General features: G+C 67.0%; 13 protein-coding genes and 1 riboswitch. Of the genes, 5 read left to right on the top strand and 8 right to left on the bottom strand.

Features of this window, described 5'->3' with window-relative positions; all coding sequences use genetic code 11:
* Positions 1-27 precede the first annotated feature (27 nt).
* Both LU699_RS13320 and LU699_RS13315 read left to right on the top strand, forming a co-directional pair.
* The gene (locus LU699_RS13320; protein WP_232137158.1) at positions 28-1,035 is read left to right on the top strand and encodes an alpha-E domain-containing protein; all 1,008 of its coding nucleotides are present in this window, start codon (positions 28-30) and stop codon (positions 1,033-1,035) included.
* A gap of 64 nt (positions 1,036-1,099) precedes the next feature.
* Complete coding sequence (locus LU699_RS13315) at positions 1,100-1,831, top strand: proteasome-type protease (RefSeq protein WP_232137159.1); 732 nt, start codon at positions 1,100-1,102, stop codon at positions 1,829-1,831.
* 295 nt (positions 1,832-2,126) lie between these two features.
* Here the strand turns inward: LU699_RS13315 and LU699_RS13310 are convergent, their stop codons facing one another.
* Both LU699_RS13310 and LU699_RS13305 read right to left on the bottom strand, forming a co-directional pair.
* Positions 2,127-4,640: a S9 family peptidase gene (locus LU699_RS13310; protein ID WP_232137160.1), complete on the bottom strand. Its 2,514-nt coding sequence runs from the start codon at positions 4,638-4,640 to the stop codon at positions 2,127-2,129.
* 472 nt (positions 4,641-5,112) lie between these two features.
* Positions 5,113-6,840 carry a LysM peptidoglycan-binding domain-containing protein gene (locus LU699_RS13305; RefSeq protein ID WP_327058770.1) on the bottom strand — a complete coding sequence of 576 codons (1,728 nt, stop codon included), beginning with the start codon at positions 6,838-6,840 and terminating at the stop codon, positions 5,113-5,115.
* A gap of 207 nt (positions 6,841-7,047) precedes the next feature.
* A riboswitch (S-adenosyl-L-homocysteine riboswitch) is annotated at positions 7,048-7,123 on the top strand.
* 36 nt (positions 7,124-7,159) lie between these two features.
* On the opposite strand from LU699_RS13305, the gene ahcY reads away from it, so the two are divergent.
* Entirely contained in the window at positions 7,160-8,608 is a 1,449-nt protein-coding gene (gene ahcY, locus LU699_RS13300; protein WP_232137161.1) for an adenosylhomocysteinase, read from the top strand.
* Positions 8,609-8,685: 77 nt separating this feature from the next.
* Here ahcY and LU699_RS13295 read toward each other — a convergent pair whose 3' ends face one another.
* The 3 genes from LU699_RS13295 to mqo form a co-directional block, all read right to left on the bottom strand.
* Positions 8,686-9,243: a DUF3228 family protein gene (locus tag LU699_RS13295; RefSeq protein WP_232137162.1), complete on the bottom strand. Its 558-nt coding sequence runs from the start codon at positions 9,241-9,243 to the stop codon at positions 8,686-8,688.
* 31 nt (positions 9,244-9,274) lie between these two features.
* Entirely contained in the window at positions 9,275-10,396 is a 1,122-nt protein-coding gene (locus LU699_RS13290; RefSeq protein ID WP_232137163.1) for a GGDEF domain-containing protein, read from the bottom strand.
* Between the two features lie 127 nt (positions 10,397-10,523).
* Positions 10,524-12,227: a malate dehydrogenase (quinone) gene (gene mqo, locus LU699_RS13285; protein ID WP_327058769.1), complete on the bottom strand. Its 1,704-nt coding sequence runs from the start codon at positions 12,225-12,227 to the stop codon at positions 10,524-10,526.
* A 209-nt stretch (positions 12,228-12,436) separates the two neighbouring features.
* Between mqo and metF the strand changes: the two genes are divergently transcribed.
* Both metF and LU699_RS13275 read left to right on the top strand, forming a co-directional pair.
* Positions 12,437-13,261, top strand: coding sequence for a methylenetetrahydrofolate reductase [NAD(P)H] (gene metF / locus LU699_RS13280; RefSeq protein WP_232137164.1), 825 nt, complete (start codon positions 12,437-12,439; stop codon positions 13,259-13,261).
* A 55-nt stretch (positions 13,262-13,316) separates the two neighbouring features.
* Positions 13,317-13,898, top strand: a complete 582-nt coding sequence (locus LU699_RS13275) for a hypothetical protein (protein WP_232137165.1) — start codon at positions 13,317-13,319, stop codon at positions 13,896-13,898.
* A 39-nt stretch (positions 13,899-13,937) separates the two neighbouring features.
* Here the strand turns inward: LU699_RS13275 and LU699_RS13270 are convergent, their stop codons facing one another.
* The 3 genes from LU699_RS13270 to rimK form a co-directional block, all read right to left on the bottom strand.
* Positions 13,938-15,305 carry a sensor histidine kinase gene (locus LU699_RS13270; protein WP_232137167.1) on the bottom strand — a complete coding sequence of 456 codons (1,368 nt, stop codon included), beginning with the start codon at positions 15,303-15,305 and terminating at the stop codon, positions 13,938-13,940.
* The gene (locus LU699_RS13265) at positions 15,292-15,975 is read right to left on the bottom strand and encodes a response regulator transcription factor (RefSeq protein ID WP_232137168.1); all 684 of its coding nucleotides are present in this window, start codon (positions 15,973-15,975) and stop codon (positions 15,292-15,294) included. The genes LU699_RS13270 and LU699_RS13265 overlap by 14 nt, the downstream gene beginning before the upstream one ends.
* A 339-nt stretch (positions 15,976-16,314) precedes the next feature.
* Positions 16,315-17,238, bottom strand: coding sequence for a 30S ribosomal protein S6--L-glutamate ligase (rimK, locus tag LU699_RS13260; RefSeq protein WP_232137170.1), 924 nt, complete (start codon positions 17,236-17,238; stop codon positions 16,315-16,317).
* Between the last annotated feature and the right edge of the window lie 32 nt (positions 17,239-17,270).

Below are 17,270 nucleotides of genomic sequence, written 5' to 3'. Positions count from 1 at the left end.
GCCGGCCATCCGAACAGGCGCTGACCCATGCTCTGCCGCACCGCGAACGATCTCTACTGGGTGGCCCGCAACATGGAGCGCGCCGAGAACACCGCACGCCTGCTCGACATGGCGCAGCGCATCGCGCTGCTGCCCGAGCGTCTGGACCGCGGCAAGGCACAGGCCGCACCGTGGCGTCGCGCGCTCGATTCGCTGGGCTCGGCCCAGGAATTCCAGCAGACGCACGGCCGCATCGATGCAGAAAGCGTCGTGCAGCATCTCTTGCTGTCGCCCGACAATCCCGGCTCGATCTACAGCTGCCTGCGCGCCGCGCGCGAGAACGCACGTGCGCAGCGCGTCGCGATCACCGCGGAAATGTACGAAGACCTCAACAGTTCGTGGCTGGAGATCCGCCGCTTCGACAGCGCGCGCCTGCGCCAGGATGGCTTGAGCGGCGCGCTGGAATGGGTCAAGACCCGCTCGGCCGCGTTCCGCGGCATCACCATCGGCACGCTCGGCCGCGGCGAGGGTTACCAGTTTCTGCAGATGGGCGCCTTCATCGAACGCGCCGACTGGTCGATCCGGCTGCTGGACATGATCAGCAGCGACGAGGAACTGCCCGAGACCGGCGAAGCGCGCGATGCCACGCAGTACTTCCAGTGGAGTGCACTGTTGCAGGCGTTGTCGGCATTCGAAACCTACCGCCGCCTGTATCGCGAATCGGTCAGCCCGGCCGGCGTCGCCGCGCTGATGCTGCTCAACGACGATAACCCGCGCTCGCTGCAGACCTGCGTCGGCGCGATCCACCAGATTCTCCAGCAACTGTCGGGCGGCGAATCGCTGGAAGTCGCGCGGCAGGCCGGCGCACTGGCCGCGCAGGCGCGCTACGCGCACATCGACGAGATCATCGCCGGCGGTCTGGAACCGTGGCTGCAGGACACGATGTCGCGGCTGTCGAAGCTCGGCGACGAGATCCACCGGCAGTTCATGACCACCGGCGCGGCGCCCGTCGCACCGCCGGTCATGCGCCAATCGCAATGGCAGCGCACGTCCTGAGCTGTCACTGCCCGTCATCGCGGGGCACAATGGCGCCTGCAATTGCGCTGTACCGCGACATGACATGACCTACTGCATCGGACTCAACCTCGACGAGGGCCTCGTGCTGGCCTCCGACTCGCGCACCAACGCCGGCGTGGACCACATCCGCCGAGCGGGCAAGATGCGAGTCTTCGCCCAGGAAGGCGAACGCGTGGTGGTGACGCTGTCGTCGGGCAATCTCTCGCTGACGCAGAACGTGCTCAATCTGCTCGAGCATCGCGCCCGCCACGAACCCGAACGCATCGGCATCCTCAACGCGCAATCGATGTTCCAGGTGGCGCAGGTGGTCGGCGATGCGATGCGCGAGATCCGCGGCCGCGACGAAGCCTATCTCCGCGACGGCGGCATTGACCCCAGCGGCTCCTTCATCGTCGGCGGACAGATCGCCGGCGAAGCGCCGCGGCTGTTCCTGGTGTACTCGGAAGGCAACTTCATCGAGAGCGCCGCTGAGACACCGTTCTTCCAGACCGGCGAAATCAAGTTCGGCAAGCCGATTCTCGATCGCGTGATCAACAAGCACACCGATCTGGTCACCGCGACCAAGTGCGCACTGGTGTCGTTCGATTCGACGATCCGCTCCAACCTCTCGGTCGGCCCGCCGATCGATCTGCTGGTCTACAAGCGCGACAGCTTCAAGGTCGAGATCCAGCAGCGCTTCGAAGACGGCGACGCGTATCTGCAGTCGATCCGCAATCACTGGAACGACAGCATGCGGCGCGCGGTGGCGGAGTTGCCTTCGCCGGAGTGGGCTTGATCTGAGCGGTCTACTCGCGCTGATACGTGTCGTGTTTCAACTCGGGCCGAACCCGAGATCGAGACCAGTGTCTTCCCTTCCCCCCTCGAGGGAAGGTGCCCGGAGGGCGGATTAGGGTGCTTTAGACGGCTTCCATGTAGAGCCCCGCCCCTCACCCGACGCGCTTTGCGCGTCGACCTCTCCCGGAGGGAGAGGTGTCCGGCTGCTGCAGACTATTACTTTACGCGCGGAAAGGCCCAAGTCCGCTCGAAAGAAGTCGTCAAGCGTGAGACGTGAAGCTCCAACGTTTGGATGCTCAGCGCGCCGCGTCTTCCGCCGGCCGATTCTTCACGTACGTGTCGAGCCAGGCATTGGTCTCGTAGAGCATGTGCAGGATCGATTCGCGCGCGCGGTAACCGTGCGATTCCTTGGGCAGCATCACCAGACGCGCATTGCCGCCGAGGCCCTTGATCGCAGCGAACATGCGTTCGCTCTGCATCGGGAACGTTCCGGAGTTGTTGTCCTCTTCGCCGTGGATCAACAGGATCGGATCCTTGATGTCACCGGCGTAGTTGAACGGCGACATTTGCAAGTAAGTGTCCTGCGCCTGCCAGTAGTTGCGTTCCTCGGCCTGGAAACCGAACGGAGTGAGCGTGCGGTTGTAGGCGCCGCTGCGGGCGATGCCGGCGGCGAACAGGCGCGAATGCGCGAGCAGGTTTCCGGTCATGAAGGCGCCGTAGGAATGCCCGCCGATCGCGACGCGTCGACGGTCGGCGACGCCGCGGCGCACCGCTTCGTCGATCGCGGCTTCGGCGCTCGCCACCAGCTGTTCGATGTAGGTGTCGTTGGGTTCCGCGTCGCCCTCGCCGATGATCGGCATCGACACGTCGGCGAACACCGCGTAGCCCATCGCGAGAAACGCCTGCGGACCCCAGTAGCCGATCGCGTTGAAGCGGTACGGCGAGTCGGTGACCTGGCTGGCGGCATCGGCGGATTTGAACTCGCCCGGATACGCCCACATCAGCATCGGCAGCGGGCCGTCGCGCTTGGCGTCGTAGCCGGCGGGCAGATACAGCGTGCCGGTGAGATCCACGCCGTCCTTGCGCTTGAAGCGCACGAGTTCCTTCTGCACGTCGCGCAGCTGCGGCGTCGGATGTTCGAACGCGGTGAGTGGCACCGGCGCCGCGTCGTCGGCGGTGGCCTGCAGGTTGCGCACGACGTAGTTCGCCGGCTCGGTCTGGGTCTCGCGCGAGGTCAGCAGGCGCGTCGCGTCGGCGTCGAGCACCGCGCTCGGCGATTCGTAGTACGGCGCCTGCGAATGGAACAGCCGCGTGGTGCTGCCGTCGGCGAGATTCTGGCGATCGAGGAACGGACGATCGCCCTCCTCCGAGGCGCCATCGCCGATGCGGTAGATGCTGTTGCCATCCGACGCGATCAGCAGGCGGCTGTTGCCGGTCGCATCAGGCATCGTCACCGCCATGCCCGGATCGGCGTAGCGATCCTCGTAGGACCCGTCGCGCACCAGCACCGCGTCGCCGCCATCAGGCTGCAGGCGCCATTCGCGGATGCGCCGCGTCTTCCACCAGTATTCGGTCAGCAGCGCGAGATCGCCGCTGCCCCACTGCGTGCCGGCGTAGCGCATCGAGAGTTCGGCCAGCACCTGCGGCTGCCCGCGGAACGGCGCGGCCTGCATGTAGACGATGTCGCGCACGGCGACCTCGCGCGCCGGATCGCCGCCGTCCTGCGCTTCCACCCACGCGAGCGTGGCGGGTGCATCACTGCGCCAGGCCACCGAACGCTTGCCGGTCGGCACCGCGTCGTTGCCGACCGGAAGACCTTCGACCAGCGGCAGCGTCGCGACGGTGTGCTGGACCTTGCCGTCCAGGCCGACGACTTCGATGCGCCGCGGAAAACGCGTGTACGGCACCAGATACGAGAACGGACGATCGATCTGCTGACGCAGGATGTGGCGGCCATCGGGCGACATGGTCGCGCTGGTAGTCAGGCCCGGCGCGCCGATCGGCGACACGGTGCCGTCAAGCGCCACGCGCGCGAGCTGGCTGGTCATGTAGTGCGCGAACACGCGCGCGTCCTGCTCGCTGCGCAGCAGATCCTGATAGGTGCGCAGCTGCTGGACCGTGCCGCCAGCGCCGGTTTCCTGCACGTTCGGGCCAGCGGGAATGCCGGCGTCCTGCGGCAGGTCGCCCGGCTGCCGCAGGCGCACCAGCAGGCCGGCGCTGTCGGGCATCCATTCGAAGCCGTTGCCGACCACCGCATTGAGCGGCTGCGCGAGCAGACGGCGCGCCTGGCGCGTGGCGACATCGACGATCCACAACTGCACCTCGCCGGCGCGCACGTCGACCTGGCTGAAGGCGATGTGGCGCTGGTCCGGCGACCACAGCAGCGAGGCCAGCGACAGCGGTTCCGGCAGACCGGCGATGCGCTGTTCGTCTCCGCCGTCGACCGGCTTGAGCCACAGGTCGGTGACGAACGAGGCGCGACTGGTCGAATAGGTCTTCGGGTTGATGCGGATGCCGCCAAGCTTGAGCTCGGGCTGCGAGACCTCGGCGATCGACGGCAGCGCAGGTGTCTGCAGGAACGCGACCAGATCGCGCTGCGGGCTCAGCAGCAGCCGCGGCGGACGCGGCGCATCGACGATCGCCTGCAGCGCTTCGGGCGGCAGCTGGTAGCCGCCATCGGCGGACGCGTTCGCGCTCTGCCCATCACTCGCGCCTTGTGCGAACACGGGCGCGCCCCAGGACAGGCTCGCAGCGAGCAGCGTGGCGGAGACGACGACGGAGAGACGGCAGCGGGCGATCTTGGAAGACATCGGCAGGCGATCCGGAAGCACACGGGTCGTCGAGCATAACCGCCGATTCGGGCCGGGCTGCCGCATGCGGGACGGGACCGACGGGACTTGCGCCGCGGCGCGGCTTCCGTCAAGCGATGCGCGTGTCCACGACGCTCAAAAAACGGGGCCGCCCGAAGGCGGCCCCCAAACCTGACATCCAGTCGATGCCAAACCTTGCAGCGGATGAGGGCGTGTCACCCTTCCCCAAGCAGGTCGCGTTGGGTCTGGAAAGCCGTCAGCCGGTGTTGCGTGGCGCAGTGCCTGACTGGCCGTCAGGTCAAGCCGCGCGGCGCCGGCTGGCGGCTTTCCAGACCCAACCCGGAGGGCCGTGTCTACGCGCGCCCGGGTCTGCGTCATCACTCGGTCGTGGACGGACGTCCACTTCCTCCCTCTTCCTTGTCCCCATCGCGCGTAGGCACGGCGCGGCCTGCTCGGGGATGGGTGACACGCCCTAGTGCGACTGCACATCCGCATCGATACGTGCGTAGCTGTCGTTGGCGACGTTGCCGTCGGCGCCTGCGGAGATGGTCTGCAGACGTGCGGCGAAGCCGTAGGGATCGCCGCCCAGATTGCGGGCCAGAGACACGGCGAAGTCCATCGTGTCGTTGACCGGATTGCCGCTGTAGTCCTCGACGAGCACGCGCAGATCGCTGTGCGCGCCGCCGATGCCCTGCCCGCCTTCGACCGTCGCGCGGGTCTGGCCGATCAGCGCTTCGAGCTGCGATTCGCTAAAGGTCAGCGTGACCGTTTCGCCCGCACTGACCGGACCACCGCCGTCGAATCCGCCAGTCAGTGCCCAGTTCAATAGATCGGCATTGGCCTGCTCTTCGCTGCCTTCGTTCTGGCCGAGGATGTTGCGCTCGAACCAGTTGTAGGACGGTCGATCGGTGCTGAGTTCGAACGCATAGCTGCGCTCGCCCGGCAGTTCGTTGCCGGCGGCGTCGAAGCGCTGCTCGATCGTCAGCGGCACATTGCTGCCGTAGCTCAGGTCGGTGGTCAGTGCGCGCGAGCCGTCGGCGTATTCCACCTGCACGGTGCTGCCGAGATTGGCCTGGCCGCCGAGCGCGATGTTGATCTGGTCGAAGCCGGCGCGCAGCTGGGTCTGCGACGAGTAATCGATGCGCGAGATCGTCGCGACGTTGTCGACGCCCGGCGTCTCGTGCGCGACCTGACCGGTCGCATTGAAATGCGCATACGCCGCCTGGCCTTCGACGCTGGCGATGTCGAACTCGGCCGTCTGCAGCGTCGCGCCGTGCAGCTGGTCTTCGCGACCCGCCATCACCGACAGATCGCCCACGCGCAGGCCGACGCCGTTGAATGCATTGATCGTCTCGGTCGGACCGGTGGTCACGCGCACGGTGTCCGCGTCCACGCGTTCGACGGTGTAGCTCACGCCGTCGGAGTCCTTGATGTTGGTCTCGGTGCCCATCATGCGGAACGAGCCAGCGAGCGCGGTTTCGGTGAACGCGCTGCTGTCGAGGGTGACGCTGCCACCGACCGGGATCGTCGTCGGATCGAATGGATTCACTGCGGCCGCCGCCTCGACGGTCTGCTCTTCGCCGGGCAGCGTGACCTTGTAGGTGGACTCGAAACCGGTTGCCGCGCTGGCCTCGACCTCGGCGCCACCGCGGCCGCCTGCGTTCGCTTCACCCGATACGCTGATCTGCGAACCGGTGGTCACCGAGAACGAAGTGTTGCCGTCGCCGCGGCTTTCCTGCAACTCGACAGACGCTTCATTGGCCATGCTGATCGAGGCACCACGGCTGCTCGCCGGCGCGCCCTCGGCGCGGTTGTTGCCGAGTTCGACTTCCTGCTCCGTGGTCAGCTTCACCGCCGTGCTGTCGGGCTGCCAGGTGATGCTGCCGTCGCCGGCCTCGGCCGACACCTTGATGTCGGTGGTGGAATGATTCGCGCTGCCGCCTTCGATGTCGCCACTGGCGCTCATCGGCGAGGCGGGAATCTCGATCACGTCGCCGGGCTGGATCGTATTGCCGCCCTGCGAGGTCGGCGAAATCAGCTGCGGATTGGCCGCGTGGATCGCTTCGGGGCTCACCATGTAGCGCTCGGCGAGCGTCGCAACGGTCTCGCCGGCCACCACGTTGTGGCGCGTGGGATCGAGCGTCGGAGTGGGCAGTGTCTGTGCGATCGAGCCGCCGCCATCGTGTACGTGCATGTTCACGCGCTTCGCCTTGTGCTGTTCATGGGGGCCACGCTTCCCGCGCGGTCCAGACATGGTCTTGCATGCAGCCAACGACGACCTACTGGGGTAAACCCGAGGTCAGCGCCACAGTCTGAATTGCCATTCATTCCAAGACACACGATCCGCGCGGTGACCGCTTCGGCCAGCCGGTCGACAGTCACACGCCTGCGATAGAATGGGGGTCGCCTCGCCGAGGGGCGCTGCGACCGTGGAATGCACGGCCAGGCTCGGCGCGGTGTCCTGTAAACGGCGCCCGTAATCGCGAATGCGCGTGGCGCATTCCACTACGGAGCCTGCTATGAACGCACAGCTGAAGACCTTCTCGACCGAAGGTGATTACAAGGTCGCCGACATCACGCTCGCCGACTGGGGTCGCAAGGAACTCGACATCGCCGAGCACGAGATGCCGGGCCTGATGTCGATCCGCAAGAAGCACGCCGCCACCCTGCCGCTCAAGGGCGTGCGCGTGACCGGTTCGCTGCACATGACGATCCAGACCGCGGTGCTGATCGAAACCCTCAAGGACATCGGCGCTGACGTGCGCTGGGCGTCGTGCAACATCTTCTCGACCCAGGACCACGCCGCCGCCGCGATCGCCAAGACCGGCACGCCGGTGTTCGCGTGGAAGGGCGAGTCGCTCGAGGAATACTGGGACTGCACGCTCGACGCGCTGAGCTTTCCCGACGGCAAGGGCGGCCTGATCGGTCCCGAGCTGGTCGTCGACGACGGCGGCGACGTGACCCTGCTGATCCACAAGGGCTTTGAACTCGAAAAGGGCGACGAGAGCTGGGTCAACAGCACCGGCGGCAGCCACGAAGAGCAGGTCATCAAAGCACTGCTCAAGCGTGTGCGCAGCGAGCGCCCTGACTTCTGGACCCGCACCGTTGCCGAGTGGAAGGGCGTCTCCGAAGAGACCACCACCGGCGTGCACCGCCTGTACCAGCTGGCCCAGGCCGGCACGCTGCTGGTGCCCGCGATCAACGTCAACGACTCGGTCACCAAGTCGAAGTTCGACAACCTCTATGGCTGCCGCGAATCGCTGGCCGACGGCCTGAAGCGCGCGATGGACGTGATGCTGGCCGGCAAGGTCGCCGTGGTCTGCGGCTACGGTGACGTGGGCAAGGGCTGCGCCGCGTCGCTGCGTGCCTACGGCGCGCGCGTCGTCGTCACCGAGATCGATCCGATCTGCGCTCTGCAGGCGGCGATGGAAGGTTTCGAGGTCAACACGATCGAGTCCACGATGGGCCGCGGCGACATCTACGTCACCACGACCGGCAACAAGGACATCATCACCGTCGAGCACATGCAGGGCATGAAGGACCAGGCGATCGTCTGCAACATCGGCCACTTCGACAACGAGATCCAGGTCGACGCGCTCAACGCACTGAAGGGCGTCGAGAAGATCAACATCAAGCCGCAGGTCGACAAGTACATCTTCGGCAACGGCAACGCGATCTTCCTGCTGGCCGACGGCCGTCTGGTGAACCTGGGCTGCGCCACCGGCCACCCGAGCTTCGTGATGTCGAACTCGTTCGCCAACCAGACGCTCGCGCAGATCGACCTGTGGGCGAACAAGGACAGCTACGAGAACAAGGTGTATCTGCTGCCCAAGCAGCTCGACGAAGAAGTCGCGCGTCTGCACCTCGAGAAGATCGGCGTGAAGCTGACCACGCTGTCGAAGGAACAGGCCGACTACATCGGCGTGCCGGTCGAAGGCCCGTTCAAGCCGGACCACTACCGCTACTGATTGATCCGCTTGGCGGATGCGACACGGAACGGGCGCCGAGAGGCGCCCGTTTTTCGTTTGGCGACTGCCAGACCGAGTTACGGCCGCCAGTTCGCGTTCCGATCCCAGAACTCGACACTGCGCCGGTAGGCTTCGCGATCGAGCGGCACGCCGGAACCGCCCTCCTCCACGCCGAGCGCGTTGCGCAGCATCGTGATCGGGGCCATCGGAATCTCTTCCGGCTCGCCGGTGTAGATGCAGCCGACGATGCCCCAGTCCGCATCGATCGGCGAACCCTCCTTCGCCAACTGTTCGGCGCTGTAGAGGATCACCACGAGGTACTCGGCACGCGGCGACTCCACGCCTTCGAACCAGCGCACGAGCACCGGCAATTCGGCACTGTTGCGCGCCTCGTAACCCGAGCGCAGCAGGTGCCGGTTGGCGTCGGTGATCGGCACCGTCAGGCAGCGCGTCGAGGTCCAGTTGCGATGCACGTGCAGCTTGCAGAACGGCGCGTAGCCGTCGAGCACGGCGTGCGGCGTTTCGCTGTTGAGGTGCGCCTCGAACTGCGCGGGCGTGATGTCCTGGATGGTGTTGCCACGCGGCGTGCGCGGGAACAGACGCGGGCGGGCGAACGGCGTGAGAACGATGGACATGCTGGCTCTAGGATCAGAAAAAAAGGACGCGTTACAGCGTGCGTTCGGTGCGGTTGCGGCCGCCCATCTTGGCGCGATACAGCGCGGCATCGGCTTCGCGGTACAGCGCCCCGGCATCGGCGTGGCGGGATGCGTCGAAGCTGCTGCAGCCCACGCTCGTCGTCACGACGTCCTGCACGCCATCGAAGGCCAATGGACTTTGCGCGAGCGTCTCGCGGAAGCGTTCGGCGCGCGCATGGGCCACGATGCAGTCGGCAGGCAGCAGCACGCCGAACTCCTCGCCGCCCAGACGCGCGCACAGCTCGCCCGGGCCGTCGAAAGACGCGCGCAACCGGTGCGAAAATTCGACCAGGCAGGCGTCGCCGGCCACATGGCCGAAGCTGTCGTTGATGCGCTTGAAGTGGTCGATGTCGAGGATCAGCAGCGACAGTGCACGGCCGTCGCCGGCCAGCACGATCGCCTGTTCCAGCGACTCGGAAAACTCGCGGCGGTTGGGCAGCAGGGTCAGACCATCGACGCGGCTCTGGGTCGCGAACAGATCGCGCTGCTGGCGCAGGTCTTCTTCGAGTTCCAGCCGCGCGCGGTATTCGCGATGGCTACGCCGCATGACCAGCAGCATGTAGGCCATGTAGACGATCCACATGGCGCCGACACCGATCGCGACCTCGCGCCACAGCACGACCAGCGTGGGCACCATGACCCCGAGAATCGCCAGCGCTGATGGCAGCTGACGCATGCACAGCGTATGTGCGAGCGCCATGCCGAACGCACCGGAGAACAACAGCGCGATCAACGGCGCAGGCTCGGGCAGCGCGGACTGGTTCCATGCGCTGAAGCTGCCCCAGACGATCGTCGTCGCGAGCACGACGCCCCACAGCGTGCGTAGATACCGGCGTGCCTCGCGTTCGTCCGGCGCGGCCGGAACGGGAATGAGCACGCGCACGATGGCGAGTGCCAGCAGCGTGCCGATGACCAGCAACGCCGACATCCGGTAGCCGGTCGAAAATCCGGTGACCGCGAACGCAAGCGCCGCGGCGACGCCGTAGAACCAGCCGCCGAGCCGGGCGCGCTGGCGTGTTTCCACCACTTCCTGGATCAACAGATTGCGGGCGCTCTGGGCGCTGCGGTCGTGGCTGGCTGGCGTGGTCGGCATCGGCGGAGAGTACGGCGAACCGGATCGCGAAGACACCGCGCCGTGCGCGTGCGATGGCGCGACGGGGTCACGCGCCTGCATCGCGCAAGAAAAAAGGCGAGCCTCGCGGCCCGCCTTTTCGTGTCGATCACAGCGCCTGGGTGCGCCGGTCGAGATCGGCCTCGTCCGGGCCTTCGTCGGGACCGTGCAGTTCGTCGTTCGCCGCCGGCGGCTGGCCGTCGCCGACCGCAGCGCCCGGCACTTCGTGATACGGCAGCTGCAGCACGCGGCTGGTCATGCCGCGGATGCGGTTGGTCAGCGCGACATCGGTGTTGAGCGTCTGACCGAACGACGGCACGATCTGCGCGATGCGTTCGCGCCAGGGGCCGTCCATCTGCGCCGGATAGGCCTTGCGCATCACGTCGAGCATGATCTTCGGCGAGGTCGACGCACCCGGCGACGCGCCCAGCAGCGCGGCGATGCTGCCGTCGGCATCGGTGACGATCTCGGTGCCGAACTGCAGGATCGCGCCCTTCTCGGGATCGCGCTTGATCACCTGCACGCGCTGGCCGGCAGTCACCAGGCGCCAGTCGGCGGGCTGCGCATCCGGGTAGTACTTCTGCAGCTCGGCCATGCGATCCGCGTCCGACAGGAGTGCCTGACTGACGAGGTAGCCGACCAGATCCCGGTTCTCGGCGCCAACGCGCATCATGCCGGCGACGTTGTGGTTGTTGACCGAGGAGAACAGGTCGAACCACGAACCGTGCTTGAGGAAGCGCGTGCTCTGCAAGGCGAACGGGCCGAACAGCAGCACCGGCTTGCCGTCGAGCATGCGCGCGTCGAGATGCGGCACCGACATCGGCGGCGAGCCTTCTTCCGCCTTGCCGTAAGCCTTCACGTCGTGGCGTCCAGTGACGGCCGGGTTGTCGGCGGCGAGGAACTGGCCACCCACCGGGAACCCACCGTAGTTCGCGGCTTCCGGAATGCCCGAGTGCTGCAGCATCGTCAGCGCGGCGCCGCCGGCGCCGACGAATACGAACTTCGTGCGGATCGAACGGGTCGTGTTGGTGGCGAGGTCGTGCACGGCGACGGTCCAGGTGCCGTCGTCCTCGCGCTGCAGCTTGCGTACTTCGTGACGCAGATGCAGGCCGAAGTTCGGGCTGCGCTCGAGCGCCTGGGTGAGCTGGCGGGTGATCACGCCGAAGTTCACGTCGGTGCCGAGCGGCATCCAGGTCGCGGCGATCTTCTGCGCGGGATCGCGTCCCTGCATCATCAGCGGCGCCCACGCGGCGATCTGCTTCGGATCTTCCGAATACGCCATGCCGTTGAACAGCGGCTCCTTCGACAGCGCGGCGTGGCGACGGCGCAGGTAATCGATGTTCGCATCGCCCCAGACGAAGCTCATGTGCGGGGTGGCGTTGATGAAATCGGTCGGCGTGCCGAGACGGCCGGCTTCGACCTGGTGCGACCAGAACTGGCGCGAGATCTCGAACTGCTCGGCGATGTCGACCGCACGCGAGGTCTCGATGCTGCCGTCCTCGCGCTCGGGCGTGTAGTTGAGTTCGGCGAAACCCGAATGTCCGGTGCCGGCGTTGTTCCAGCCGTCCGAACTTTCGAGCGACACGCCATCAAGGCGCTCGTACATCTCGATGCGCCAGTCGGGCTCAAGTTCCTGCAGGTAAGTGGCCAGCGTGACGCTCATGACGCCGGCGCCGATCAGCACCACGTCGACGGGTTCAGCGTTCTCAGGCTCGGGCGGCGCGCGTTCGAACAGCGGCCAGTAGAGGAACAGACCGGCGGCGATCGCCACCAGCACGACGAGGCCGACGAGGGCCTTGAGGAATTTTTTCATGACGGGATCCTTGGGGGAGGACGCCGGTCGGCGGCCAGGACCGTCGAGGGGCACGGCCCGGCACAGGGCCGGGCGACCGGCCAATTATAGGTCCGGCGCGCGTGGAGCCGGCGGGAAGGCGTGTTCCATGCAGCGGGGTGGTGCCCGGGTCTTCGCTTTCATCGCGATCGAGCGATACAATCGAGGCACTCCGTCGTCGCAGGCCGCGCATGCTCCCGCTCAGCTTCGAGTTCTATCCGCCCAAGACCGACGACCAGCGCAGCCAGCTGGACCGCACCGCGAAGAAACTCGCCGTGCATGCGCCCGAATACGTGTCGTGCACCTTTGGTGCCGGCGGATCGACGCTGAGCCACACGCCCGAGACCGTGCGCCGGCTCAAGCAGCAGCACGGCCTGGACGCGGCACCGCATCTGTCCTGCGTGGGCGGCAGCCGCGAGGAAATTCGCGAACTGCTGAAGCTCTACCGCGCGATCGGCTGCAACCGCATCGTCGCGCTGCGCGGCGATCTGCCGTCCGGCATGGGCCAGCCGGGCGATCTGCGGTACGCGGCTGATCTCGTCGCCTTCATCCGCAGCGAGTTCGGCGACCGGTTCCGCATCGAAGTCGGCTGCTATCCGGAAATCCACCCGCAGGCCGACGATGCGCGCGCGGACCTGCGCCACTTCAAGGCGAAAGTGGATGCCGGCGCGGACGCCGCGATCACCCAGTACTTCTACAACGCCGACGCTTACTTCCACTTCGTCGACAGCGTGCGCCGCGCGGGCGTCGAGATTCCGATCATTCCCGGCATCATGCCGATCTCGAACTTCAGCCAGCTGCGCCGGTTCTCGGAAGCCTGCGGCGCCGAGATTCCGCGCTGGATGCAGCGGCAGATGACCGCGCACGGCGACGACGCCGATGCGATCCGCGAGCTGGCCGCGGACGTGGTCACGAGTCTGTGCGAACGCCTGATCGCCGGTGGCGCGCCGGCGCTGCATTTCTACACGCTCAATCTGTCCAAGCCGACCCAGGCCGTCCTCGCGCGCCTGTCCTGAAGCGCCGCGCCCGGCGCCACTGTCGTCATCACCGGCCAGCCGCTAGGCTGCGCCGATGCCCCGTCGCCCCTACCCCGCCCTGCTGCTGACCGCCTCGGCGATCGCGGCCGTGTGCGTGCCGGCTGGCGCGTCGGCGCAGGTGCGCCGCTGCACCGCGCCCGACGGCGGCACGATCTACACCGATCGCGCCTGTTCGGCAGTGGGTGCCACCACGAGCACGCCGCGACGTGGCCCGGCGCCGTCCGCCCTGCCGCGCATCGGCTGCCAGCGCCAGTTGCGCGGGCTGATCCAGGAACTCAGTTTCGCGATCGACCAGCGCGACACCAATCGCGTGGCCGGCCTCTATCACTGGCAGGGCCTGAGCCACAGCGGTGGCTATCAGATCCTCGAGCGGCTCGATGCGATCGCGCAGCGACCGCTGGTCAACATCACCGCACAACGCCCGGCGCAGACGGTGGTCGCGCAGGAACGCACGGGATTCTCGGGCTGGGTCAGCGCGCGTGACATCCCGACCGCGGCACCGGAGCGTCCACCCACCTCGCTGCGGATCGACCAGACCGGCGCAAGCGGCGGCGGCACGGTGACCACCGTATTCGGCCTGCGCCGGCATCTCGGCTGCTGGTGGGTGAGTCTGTAAGGCATCGAGGAACGGCGCGCGCGTTCCCCGCCGCCTGTATCAGTCCGCCGGCATCGACGGCCGCTCTGGCCGGAACGACAGCGTCGCCACGACGCCGCGCACAGCGCCCGGCACCACGCGTACCTGCCAGCTGTACAACGCGCACAGTCGCCGCACGATCGACAGGCCGATGCCACCGCCCTGCGAATGTTCGGCGTGCGTGCCGCGGTAGCCGCGCTCGAACAGGCGCGCGGCATCTTCTGCGCTGAGGCCCGGGCCGGAATCGGCGACTTCGACGGTGTGCTCACCCAGCCTCACCACCACTTCGCCTTCGAGCGTGTACTTGATCGCGTTGCCGACGAGATTGCCGAGTGCGACAGTCACCGCCGCCTCGGGCGCATCGACGATCAGCGGCTGCGTGCCGGCTTCGAGTCGCAACGTCAGCGGCTTGCCGGCCAGTTGACCGCGATGCGCATCGAAGAGTTGTTCGACCACGCGGCCGACATCGGTCGCGCCGTGTCCGCGCTCGTTGCGCGACAGCAGCAGCAGCGCGCTGATCAGGTCCGTGCACTGCTGCTCGGCGCGCTGGATGCGTGCAAGGCGCGTGCGGGTCTTGTCGTCGAGTTCCGGGCGCGACAGCAGCAGTTCCACCGCGCCCTTGATCACTGCAAGCGGCGTGCGCAGTTCGTGGCTGACGTCCGCGTTGAACTCGCGGTCGCGCTGCACGACTTCGGTCAGACGGAATGCGTAGTCGTCGAGCGCGCTCGCGAGTTGGCCAACCTCGTCGTCCGGGAAATGCGGTGCCAAGGCCTCGGGCGTCGACGAGTCGCCGGAACTGCGCAACCGGTTGGCCAGCGCGGAGACCGGACTCATGACCCGCGCCGCCGACCACCAGCCGATCAACAGCGACAGCAGCGACACCAGGACGACCGAACCGAAGATCGCGCGCTGGAACTGCGTCGAGCCGCGCATCGTCTCGCTCATGTCGTAGGCGAGAAAAAACCACTCGTCGGGCGTCTTGCGCACCGCGAGCTTGTACATGAAAGGTGTGCCGTCTTCGTCGACGCCACTGAGGTTGTGGATGCCGTCGCCGAGTTCGTACCAGTCCGGCTGTTCGCGGCGCAGCTCCTGAAAGCGGTCACGCTTGATCACGCGCGCCCGGATCTGTTCCAGCGGCACCGCGGGGTTGCGCGCCGGATCGACGTAGTAGCGCCGCGCGTACTCGTCGATGTTGCGGTTCATCAGGTCTTCGACCAGCGTGTTCTCGACGCGGTCGCGCGCTTCCTGGGTCAGGAACGCAAACAGCGTCGTGAGCCCGAGACCGAGCAGTACGAACGACAGGATGATGCGACTGCGCAGACGTCGCCGGTAGCGGCGGCGCCCGCGCGTGCGGGCCGGTCGGCCCGGGGTGGCGTCAGGTGACCGCATCGGGAACCGCGATGCGGTAGCCGATGCCGTGACGGGTCTGGATGTACGGAATATCGAACGGCTTGTCGATCACCGCACGCAGGCCATGGATGTGCACGCGCAACGAATCCGAATCCGGCAGTTCCTCGCCCCAGACGCGGGTTTCCAGTTCCTGCCGCGTGACCACCGCCGGCGAGGCCTCCATCAGCGACTGCAGGATCTTCAGCGCAGTCGGGTTGAGCTGCAGCAGCTTGCTGCCGCGGCGGACTTCCAGCGTGTCGAGGTTGTATTCGACATCGCCGACATCGAGCACGCGCGTGTGCGTGCCCTTGCCACGACGCGAGAGCGCATTGAGGCGAACCTCCACTTCCTGCAGCGCGAAGGGCTTGACGAGATAGTCGTCGGCGCCCGAATCGAAACCGGCGAGCTTGTTGTCGAGGCTGTCGCGCGCGGTGAGCATCAGCACCGGCGTCTGCTTGCGCGCATCGTTGCGCAGCTTGCGGCAGACCTCGAGACCGTCCATGCCCGGCAGGTTGAGATCGAGCACGATCGCGTCGAAATCGTGGACCACCGCCAGATGCAGGCCGGTGACGCCATCGGCGGCGAAGTCGACGGTATGCCCGCGGTCTTCAAGATAGTCGCCGAGGTTGGCGGCGATGTCCTGGTTGTCTTCGATGACGAGGATGTGCATTGGGTGTCCTTGGCGTCGCGCCCGCTCGGGCGCATACGGTGAATACGGGTCTGCGCCGGATGATGGCACAGCACTGCGATGCTTCCACGACGACCGTCGTCGTCGCGCATACAAACCGGTCCCGGCGCGACAGCTCACGACACGCGAGCCTGTGCGGCCTGGCAGCGTCACGCAGGGCGGGACACAAAAAGACCCGGGCGGAAACCGCCCGGGTCGAAGGAGTGTTGCCCCGATTGCCGTCATCCGCTGCGGCCCCGGTTGCCCGGGACGGAGAGAGCGCAAGCGCATTCCGGACGTGCAGATTAGGGAGGCCGCCGTCGAAATCCGGAAAAAAAACGTTCAAGTTCCGTTCGGAATCGTACGCCGTGCGCGCCGGGTGGGTGGCTTCGCCGCGACATGGGCCGACAGGTACTCGATGATGCCGCCCGCGATGTCGTCGCTGGTCGCCTCCTCGATGCCTTCCAGACCCGGTGACGCGTTGACCTCCAGCACAAGCGGACCGCGCGCGGAGCGGATCAGATCGACACCCGCGATGCCGAGGCCGATGACCTGCGCGGCGTGGACGGCGGCCGCGCGTTCTTCCGGCGTCGTCTCGACAGGGCTGGCCGTGCCACCCCGGTGCAGGTTGGATCGGAAATCACCCGGCGGCGCCTGACGCTGCATCGCGCCGATCACCCGGTCGCCGACGACGAAACAACGCAGGTCCGCGCCCTGCGCTTCGGCGATGAATTCCTGCATCACGAAACTCGCGTACAGACCGCGCAGCGCCTCGACGACACCGCGCGATGCCGACGGCTTTTCGGTGAGCATCACGCCCGCGCCCTGGCTGCCTTCGTTGAGCTTGATGACGTGCGGCGGCGGACCGAGCATCGCCAGCAGATCATCCGTGTCGTCCGGGTTGTCGCCGAACACCGTGACCGGCAAGCCGAGCCCTTCGGCGGCGAGCAGCTGCTGACACAGCAGCTTGTCGCGTGCACGCGCGAACGCGGCCGACGGATTCGGCGCGAACGTGCCCATCAGTTCGAACTGGCGCAGCACCGCGTTGCCGTAACGCGTGACCGACGCCGCGAAACGCGGAATCACCGCGTCGTAGCCGACGACCGGTTTGCCCTTGTAGCGCATCGAGAACCCTTCGCTGCTGATGCGCATGTAGCAGCGCAGCGGATCGAGCACGCGCACGGTATGCCCGCGCACGCGCGCGGCCTCGACCAGACGACGGGTGGAGTAGAGCTTGGTGTTGCGGGAGAGGATCGCGAGCTTCATCGAATCACCGGACAGGCACACAGCGAAGAGAG

The sequence above is a fragment of the Luteimonas fraxinea genome, from assembly GCF_021233355.1.
In the GTDB taxonomy this organism is placed as follows: Bacteria; Pseudomonadota; Gammaproteobacteria; order Xanthomonadales; family Xanthomonadaceae; genus Luteimonas; species Luteimonas fraxinea.
This window is presented reverse-complemented; position numbering and strand designations above follow the sequence as displayed.

Bases quoted from the DNA above. Each gene is read 5' to 3' on its own strand.
- LU699_RS13320 (WP_232137158.1), top strand. From the start codon at position 28: ATGCTCTGCCGCACCGCGAACGATCTCTACTGGGTGGCCCGCAACATG.
- LU699_RS13315 (WP_232137159.1), top strand. From the start codon at position 1,100: ATGACCTACTGCATCGGACTCAACCTCGACGAGGGCCTCGTGCTGGCC.
- LU699_RS13310 (WP_232137160.1), bottom strand. From the start codon at position 4,640: ATGTCTTCCAAGATCGCCCGCTGCCGTCTCTCCGTCGTCGTCTCCGCC.
- ahcY (WP_232137161.1), top strand. From the start codon at position 7,160: ATGAACGCACAGCTGAAGACCTTCTCGACCGAAGGTGATTACAAGGTC.
- LU699_RS13295 (WP_232137162.1), bottom strand. From the start codon at position 9,243: ATGTCCATCGTTCTCACGCCGTTCGCCCGCCCGCGTCTGTTCCCGCGC.
- LU699_RS13290 (WP_232137163.1), bottom strand. From the start codon at position 10,396: ATGCCGACCACGCCAGCCAGCCACGACCGCAGCGCCCAGAGCGCCCGC.
- mqo (WP_327058769.1), bottom strand. From the start codon at position 12,227: ATGAAAAAATTCCTCAAGGCCCTCGTCGGCCTCGTCGTGCTGGTGGCG.
- metF (WP_232137164.1), top strand. From the start codon at position 12,437: ATGCTCCCGCTCAGCTTCGAGTTCTATCCGCCCAAGACCGACGACCAG.
- LU699_RS13275 (WP_232137165.1), top strand. From the start codon at position 13,317: ATGCCCCGTCGCCCCTACCCCGCCCTGCTGCTGACCGCCTCGGCGATC.
- LU699_RS13270 (WP_232137167.1), bottom strand. From the start codon at position 15,305: ATGCGGTCACCTGACGCCACCCCGGGCCGACCGGCCCGCACGCGCGGG.
- LU699_RS13265 (WP_232137168.1), bottom strand. From the start codon at position 15,975: ATGCACATCCTCGTCATCGAAGACAACCAGGACATCGCCGCCAACCTC.
- rimK (WP_232137170.1), bottom strand. From the start codon at position 17,238: ATGAAGCTCGCGATCCTCTCCCGCAACACCAAGCTCTACTCCACCCGT.